This is a genomic window from Phenylobacterium aquaticum, from assembly GCF_947378715.1.
GTDB lineage: Bacteria > Pseudomonadota > Alphaproteobacteria > Caulobacterales > Caulobacteraceae > Phenylobacterium > Phenylobacterium aquaticum_A.
On the sequence record NZ_CANCLE010000181.1, the window covers coordinates 1 to 7,147 of the forward strand.

Annotated in this window: 8 protein-coding genes; 2 read left to right on the forward strand and 6 right to left on the reverse strand. The window is 69.2% G+C overall.

The annotated features are described in order from the left end of the window. A partial coding sequence (locus Q7P21_RS17935) for a beta strand repeat-containing protein (protein WP_369695354.1) occupies nucleotides 1-1,469 on the reverse strand: 1,469 nt, incomplete at its 3' end. Between the two features lie 350 nt (nucleotides 1,470-1,819). On the opposite strand from Q7P21_RS17935, the gene Q7P21_RS17940 reads away from it, so the two are divergent. Further along, entirely contained in the window at nucleotides 1,820-2,530 is a 711-nt protein-coding gene (locus Q7P21_RS17940) for an EF-hand domain-containing protein (protein WP_304165935.1), read from the forward strand. 193 nt (nucleotides 2,531-2,723) lie between these two features. On the opposite strand, the gene Q7P21_RS17945 is transcribed toward Q7P21_RS17940, so the two are convergent. The 3 genes from Q7P21_RS17945 to Q7P21_RS17955 form a co-directional block, all read right to left on the reverse strand. After that, nucleotides 2,724-4,325, reverse strand: coding sequence for an ATP-binding protein (locus Q7P21_RS17945; RefSeq protein WP_304165932.1), 1,602 nt, complete (start codon nucleotides 4,323-4,325; stop codon nucleotides 2,724-2,726). After that, nucleotides 4,322-5,053, reverse strand: coding sequence for a response regulator (locus Q7P21_RS17950; protein ID WP_304165930.1), 732 nt, complete (start codon nucleotides 5,051-5,053; stop codon nucleotides 4,322-4,324). The genes Q7P21_RS17945 and Q7P21_RS17950 overlap by 4 nt, the downstream gene beginning before the upstream one ends. A gap of 136 nt (nucleotides 5,054-5,189) precedes the next feature. Further along, a complete protein-coding gene (locus Q7P21_RS17955) occupies nucleotides 5,190-5,738 on the reverse strand; it encodes a Spy/CpxP family protein refolding chaperone (protein WP_304165929.1) in 549 nt (182 codons plus the stop codon). A gap of 173 nt (nucleotides 5,739-5,911) precedes the next feature. On the opposite strand from Q7P21_RS17955, the gene Q7P21_RS17960 reads away from it, so the two are divergent. Continuing rightward, complete coding sequence (locus Q7P21_RS17960; protein ID WP_304165926.1) at nucleotides 5,912-6,226, forward strand: GNAT family N-acetyltransferase; 315 nt, start codon at nucleotides 5,912-5,914, stop codon at nucleotides 6,224-6,226. Here Q7P21_RS17960 and Q7P21_RS17965 read toward each other — a convergent pair whose 3' ends face one another. Together Q7P21_RS17965 and Q7P21_RS17970 are read right to left on the reverse strand one after the other, a co-directional pair. Beyond that, nucleotides 6,227-6,523 carry a UBP-type zinc finger domain-containing protein gene (locus tag Q7P21_RS17965; protein WP_304165923.1) on the reverse strand — a complete coding sequence of 99 codons (297 nt, stop codon included), beginning with the start codon at nucleotides 6,521-6,523 and terminating at the stop codon, nucleotides 6,227-6,229. It abuts the gene before it with no gap. Nucleotides 6,524-6,589: 66 nt separating this feature from the next. Continuing rightward, on the reverse strand, nucleotides 6,590-7,147 hold a 558-nt coding region (locus Q7P21_RS17970; RefSeq protein ID WP_304178179.1), incomplete at its 5' end, for an acyl-CoA dehydrogenase family protein.

Genomic DNA, 7,147 nt, shown 5'->3' on the forward strand with positions numbered 1-7,147 from the left:
GCGATGAAGCCGTTGTTGATGATCGAGGTCAGGCTGCCGGACAGGTCGCGGATCGCCGTGGCGTTTCCGCCGACCGTCGAGGTTCCGGTCACGCCGACGATCGACGCCCCGATGGAGTGCGCCTTGCTGATGATCAGGTTCGGCGTCGAGGCGCCGGCGTCGATCAGCAGACCCGTCGCCGAATGCGCCGTGTCGCCGGTCTGGGTGGCGGTCATGCTGCCGGCGTCGACGATGGTGTAGGCCGAGGCGCCCGACAGGAAATGCACGGCGGTCGCGTCGGCGTCATAGCTGGAGGCGCCGATCGAACCCTGGTTGCTCAGGCCGCCGGTCAGGTTGACCAGGCCCCCCGCCACCCCGACCTGCAGGCCGGTGGCGGACACACCGTCATAGACCCCGGCGCCCGCGATCGCGCCGCGATTGACGAAGCCATAGGCCTCGCCGTTGGTCCCGACGTCGCCGAGGGTCACGGTGCGGCCGCTGGCCCCGATGACAATGGCCGGGGCCGCGCCATAGCTGACCACCGAGGCGCTGCCTTCGGCGGTGTCGGTATAGCCGTCGCCATCTACGTCGGTGTTGGTGGAGTCCAGGGTGGGCGGGATTTCCAGCAGCACGCCGCCGGCCACGTCGCCCTTGATCACCAGGGCCGAACCGCCCTGCAACAGGTCGTCGGCGCCCAGGGCGTCCAGCACCGACTGGGTGCTGCTGCGGCTGGTGTAGCGATAGCCGGTGGAGACGATCGCGCTCTGCACCAGCAGCTGGCCGCCGACATTGTCGTCCAGCTGGACCGCCACTGCGCCGAGCCCGGTCGTGCTGACCGAGCCGCGCAGGGCGACGTCGCCGCTGATCGTGCTCATGGCGTGGACGCCGAACACCCGGTCGCCGACCGCAGTGATGCTTCCGACGTTCAGCAGCGTGCCCTGCAGGGCCGCCTCCAGCGACACCCCGGCCGAGTCGTTGCCGCGGATATTGATCACCGAACCGCTGGACAGGCTGATGTCGCCGACGAAGGGCGAGGTCCCGGTCAGACGCAGGCCGTAGCGGCCCGTGCCGGTGGCGAAGACGCCGTCATAATTGCCGTCGCCATTGCTGTCGGTGTCGGTGTGGGTCTCGTCGGCCTCCAGCGTGCCGGTGTTGCTGAAGGATCCGGTGTGTCCGCCCAGCAGCAGCACGTCGGTGACATTGTCGACGTCGCGATAATAGATCGTGCCGGCGTTGGAGACGCTGTTGTTGCTGTCCAGGGTGACGGCCGTGCCGGAGGCGGGCTTGATCGTGCCGTCGCTGGTGACGGTGATGTCGTCCGCCGCCCCGCCATTGACGGTGGAGGTCGCCACCGGGGTCGTCGTCGCCGTGGAGATGGAGGTCCCGGCCCCGGCCGGAAATCCCGCAGCGATCGCGGTCAATCCGGCCAGGGCAGGCGCCGCTCGGGACCAAAGCTGCGACTGGAGATGCGGCGCCTTTTTCCGGCTCATGAAGACTTCCCTCTTTGGATAGAGAGGTAAGTCGGGCAAGAATATGTCTACGTAATTTCGTTTTACATGTATATTTGGACAACAACCGCCGTCGGTTACATTTGTGTTTCAATACTGAATTGTAAACTGAAACAAACTGCGGGGAATATCCTTTCACGCAACTTGCATGGCGGGCCCTGGATGCGCGCCAGACATGACGCGCATCCGGCCGGAATCCCCCGGCCGCCCCACGCTTCCAACCGGAGGTGAGAATGCAAATCTCAAGTAGCTCAACGAGTTACGCGACGAGCGGCGCCCAGCAAATGCTGAGTATGCTGCTCGCTCAGCGGACTCAGGGTGCTGGGCAATCCTTGCCCGGCGCCACGGAAACCGACCAGGCGTCAGGCGCGCCGCCCGGTCCCCCACCCGGCCCTCCGCCGAGCGGCAGTTCCCAGGCGTCCAGCCAGTTCTCGGCCAATACGCTCTCGTCGCTGCTCTCCACCCAACAGGCGCCGCCGTCCGCCACGGACATCGCCAACAAGCTGATCAGCGACACCGACACCGATGGTGACGGCTCGCTGAGCCTTTCGGAAATCCAGTCCAAGCTCGGCCAATCGTCCTCCTCGGACTCCACCAGCCTGACGAAGAAATTCGGCGAGCTGGACACCGACGGCGACGGCAAGCTCTCCAGCTCGGAACTGAGCACCGCGCTGGAGGCCAACCGTCCCAAGGGCGGCCATCACCACGAGCACGCCGCCAGCGGCGTCTCGTCCAGTGACATGGCCAGTCAGCTCTTGAAGGACCTGGACACCGATGGCGATGGCTCGCTCGGCCTTGACGAGATCAAGTCCGCCCTGAGCAAGAGCCAGAAGAAGACCAGTTCGAGTACAGCGAACTCGGACACCACCTCGACCACCGACAGCGTCCAGACGGCCCTCAACAGCCTGGACACTGACGGCGACGGCAAGCTCAGCGCCTCCGAGCTCACCGCCGCCATGGAGGCCTTCAAGGCGTCCATGGAAAAGTCGTTCCAGTCCTTCGCCGCGAGCAAGACGGCGACCTCGACCTCGGTCACCGCCTGATCCAAGGCCGGGCCCGGACAATCTGGGCTGGCGGGTCAGACGTCTTGAGGGTCGCAGATCCCGCATTCCGGGGATACGCACCCGAGTGTTTCCCGACCAGAACAGGTCGGGAAATCCCTCCCGGGGGAATGCCTTGGCCGGCGGGCGGCGCCGGCCTTCCCCACGCCTTCAGGCGCCGGGCCAGTCTCGACTTTCAGGTCTTGGACAGCGGCAATCGCACCTCGGCGACCAGGCCCTGGCCCGGAGGCGCGGACAACGAGACATCGCCGCCATGAGCGCGGGCCAGGGAGCGGGCCACAGCCAGGCCCAGGCCGACGCCTGAACCATCCAGGGTCCGTGCGGACTCGGCGCGATAGAAGGGCTCGAACACCCGCTCCAGTTCGCCCGGCGGCAGGCCCGGCCCGTCGTCGGAAATCTCCACCACCGCCTCGCCCCCCTGGCGCCACAGTGAGACCCGGGCCCGGTCGCCATACTTCACGGCGTTGTCGATCAGATTGCGGAACAGCCGCTGCAGGCCCAGGGCGTCAGCCTCTACCGTCGCGGGTCCCACAGCGCCCATGCCCACCTCCTGGCCGACCTCGACCGCTTCGTCGACCAGGCACTCCAGCAGGCTCAGCAGGTCCAGCCGCTCACGGGGCCGCGAGGCGCTGGCGTAGCGGATGAAGGCCAGGACCGAGGCGATCATCTGCTCCATCTGTTCGAGGTCGGCGACCACGGCCTGTTTCAGGGGATCGGAGGCCGCCTCCATCTTGAAGCGGATGCGGGCCAGCGGCGTGCGCAGGTCATGGGAGATCGCCCCCATCATCGCCGTGCGGTCGTCGACATAGCGCTTCAGCCGGGCCTGCATGTCGTTGAAAGCCCGCGCCGCCTGGCCGATCTCGGCCGGGCCGGTCAGGGCCATCATCGGGGCGTTGGGGTCGCGACCCAGGGCCTCGGCGGCCCGGGCGAACTTGCCGATCGGGGCGGTGATCCGCCGCGCGAACAGATAGCCCAGGGGCACGACCAGCAGCAGGCTGCCGGCCAGCCACAGCATCAGCCGCAGCTGCCAGTCATTGGGAAAGGAGTCCGGCTTTGGCCGCACCACCACCCAGCCGCCGCCGGATTGGCGCACGGCGGCGGTGAAGGCGCCCATCAGCGGCCGTCCGCCCTCGATCATGAAGCCGCCGCGCGGGCCCCGCCGGCTATCGGGACCGCCTCGCCCCTCGCCGCCGACGAAATAGCCGCCGCCAGGACGCGGGGCGGCGAACATCATCTCGCCATTGGGCGGCCCACCAGCGCCCGGCGGCGGGCCTGGGCCCGCCAGCCCGGCGACCGAATCTCCGGCGCCCTCGCCCTGCGGTCGCGGCCCCGGCTGCATCCCCGCCTGCATCCCGGGCCCGCGCCGATCGTCGTACCTCTGGCGGAAGCCGCTGCGGAACATGAAAGGCGAGAGCGGGGGTTTCTCGGTCAGCCGCACATCGACCTCTGGAACCCCCAGCAGGGCGGCCAGCTGGCGGCGCGACCAGTCGTGCGGTCCCGGCCAGCCCGGATGGCTGGGCGCGGGCTCGGCGGGCGCGGCCGCCTGCACCGTGCGCACCAACGGCCGGCCATAGCGGGCGGTGAGCGCGCCGCCCTTCAGGGCCTGGGCGACCTCCTCCAGCCGATAGACCTCGCGCACCGGCGGCGGCATCAGCACGACCACGGCGAAGGTCATGGCCTGGGCGGCGATCAGCGAGACCACCAGCAGAGCGACCAGCTGCAGGGCGATGGGCGCGCGGGTCCGCCCCACCGTGTCGCCCCCGATGTCCGGTGTCACGGACGGGTCACCTTGGCGTCGAACAGATAGCCCGCGCCGCGATAGGTCTTGATGATCTCCTGCGGCGCGCAGTCGTGCAGCTTGCGGCGCAGGCGGCTGATCTGGACGTCCACGGCGCGGTCGAACACATCGGCCTCCGCGCCCCGCGCCTTCTCGATCAGCTGGTCGCGCGACAGGATCCGCTGCGGATTGTCGAGGAACACGCTGAGCAGGGAGAATTCTCCGGCGGTGAGCAGGATCGAAACCCCGTTCGGCGCCCGCAGCGTCCGGCGCACCCCGTCCAGGGTGAAGCCCAGGAAGTAGTAGGCCTTGCCCTTGGGCGGCGACCCGGCGGCCGATTCCTCGCGGCGGCGCAGCACCGCCCGGACCCGGGCCAGCAGCTCGCGCGGGCTGCAGGGCTTGGCGAGATAGTCGTCGGCGCCCAGCTCCAGCCCCAGGATGCGATCGATCTCGTCGCCCATGGCGCTGACCATGATGATCGCCGGCCCGCCGCCATCGGCCACCCGGCGGCAGATCGACAGCCCGTCCTCGCCCGGCAGCATGACGTCCAGGACAATCAGGTCGATGGGGACGGAGGCCAGCACCTTCTCCATCGTCACGGCGTCCGAGGCGGCGTGAACCCCATATCCGTGCTGACCGAGATAGTCGGAAATACTGGCGCGCAGGGCCAGGTCATCATCGACGACGAGGATCTGCGGGATCGGAGCGGGATTCATGGCGAGGCTCATGATGCGTCCCTGGCGCCCAACTGTGGCCAGGATATCGCACGTTCGCCACATTTCGCCCATGCGACCTCGCGTCCGCCCTTCCGCGAGGCCGCTGTTCAAGCCCTGGGCAAGGGAGCCGGGAGGCGCCCGTGGTTCGTCAGTCGCGCGGCGGCGGGGGCGGCCCGCGTTCGCCGGGGCCTTCGAAGCCGCCGGGGCCGCCCGGCCCCCGCCCGTGCGGCCCAGGGCCCATGGGACCATGCCCCATCGGGCCGGGTCGCATAGGGCCGGTGAGCCGCCCGAGCGCATCGAACGCCTGCTGCTGCTCCGGTGAGAGCGCGGCGTAGAAGGCGCGCACCGCCGCCTCGATCCTGGCGCCCCGGGCGTCGCCCTCGGCGCGGCGTCTGTCCATCTCGTCAAGGCGTTGCGGCGTGGTCGCGGCCAGATCGGGCGCGCCCCGCGGGGGCGCCATGGGCGGCTCCGGCGGGGCCATGGCGGCCTCAAAGGCCTTCCAGGCGGCCTCCTGGTCGGGCCGCAGCCGCAGCAGGATGTGCATGTCACGCGCCATCTCGGCGCGGTGCGCCTCCATCCGGGTCCTGTCCTCGGCGGATGGGCCATCCAGCGGCGGCCGCATCTGGGCGCCGGCGGGCGCGGCCATGACCATCAGGCCCAGGGCGCAGATCGCGGATATCTTCAGGCGACGGGTCATCAGCCTCTCCCCAAATCATTGAGCCGCGTCATCGCACGACAGCTCGGCGGGGGAATGTCAGGCGGCGTTCGGATTTGAAACCTTGGCGCAACGCAGGTTCAGCGAACGTGGAAGCGGACTGGCCGTCCAGCCGCCGACATGCTCTCGTTCCCCGGAATCAGAAGGGACTGGCCATGACCGACGCGCCGCTGAACGTGATCAACAACAAGACGACGCATCGGTTCGAGGTTCAGCTCGGCGACGAGACCGCCTTCGCCGAATACCGACTGGAGCCGGACGCCATCGTCTTCCCCCACACGGTCGTGCCGCCGGCCTTCGGCGGTAAGGGGGTTGGCGGCCTGCTGGTCCAGGCGGGCCTGGCCTATGCGCGGGAGCTCAATCTGCTGGTCAAGCCGACCTGCCCCTTCTTCCACGCCTACATCGCCAAGCGCCCGGAGCTGCACGCCCTGGTCCACCCCTCGATGCGCGATGGCCTGGTGACGCCCTAGCTAGTAGCGCCCGCCCGGCAGGTGCAGGGTCTGGTCGTCGGAGAGGTCGAGCATGATCTCGTCGACATAGCACCAGCCCCAGCCGTCCGGCGGATCATAGGTCTCCATGATTGGATGGCCGGTGGCGCGGAAATGCTTGGTGGCGTGGGTGTTGGGCGAGTCGTCGCAGCAGCCCACATGGCCGCACGCCCGGCACAAACGCAGATGCACCCAGCCCGCGCCGATCTTCAGACATTCCTCACAGCCGTCCGCCGAGGGCGTGACCGCCTTGAGAAACGCTCCGTGCTGGCAACTCATGGCGTCCTCTCCCCTGGCTTCGAGGGGACGAGGCTAGCCCCGGAATCGTCTGCCCGTCTCGCCTGATCAGGCCGCCAGGCCCTGGAGCCGCGCGGCCGTCGCCCTCACCCGCTCCGGGCCGCCCAGCAGCTGACGGTTCAGGCCGATGCGCTTGAACCAGAAGTGCAGGCCCAGCAGGTCGGTGATGCCCATGCCGCCATGCACCTCGGTCGCGGTGCGAGCGACGAAGCGGCCGACCTCGGAGGTGTGGGCCTTGGCGTGGGCGGCCGTCAGCGAGGCCTCGTCCGGGGCCGCGTCGAAGGCGTAGGCGGCGTACCAGACCAGCGCCCGGCAGGGCTCCAGCTCGGCCGCCATCTCGGCGCACATATGCTTGACCGCCTGGAAAGAGCCGATCACCCGGCCGAACTGCTTGCGCTCCTGGGCATAGGCCACGGCCTTCTCGAGCATCACGTCGCAGGCGCCGAGCGCGTCGGCAGCCAGCAGGGTCCAGCCGGCGTCGCGCAGGGCGTCCAGCGCCCCGGTCCCGCTGGCCAGGGGTTCGGCCTCGACCTCGTCGAAAACCAGCTCCGCCAGTCGGCGGGTCTGGTCGATGCTGGTCATGGGCGAACGGGCCAGGCCCTTGGC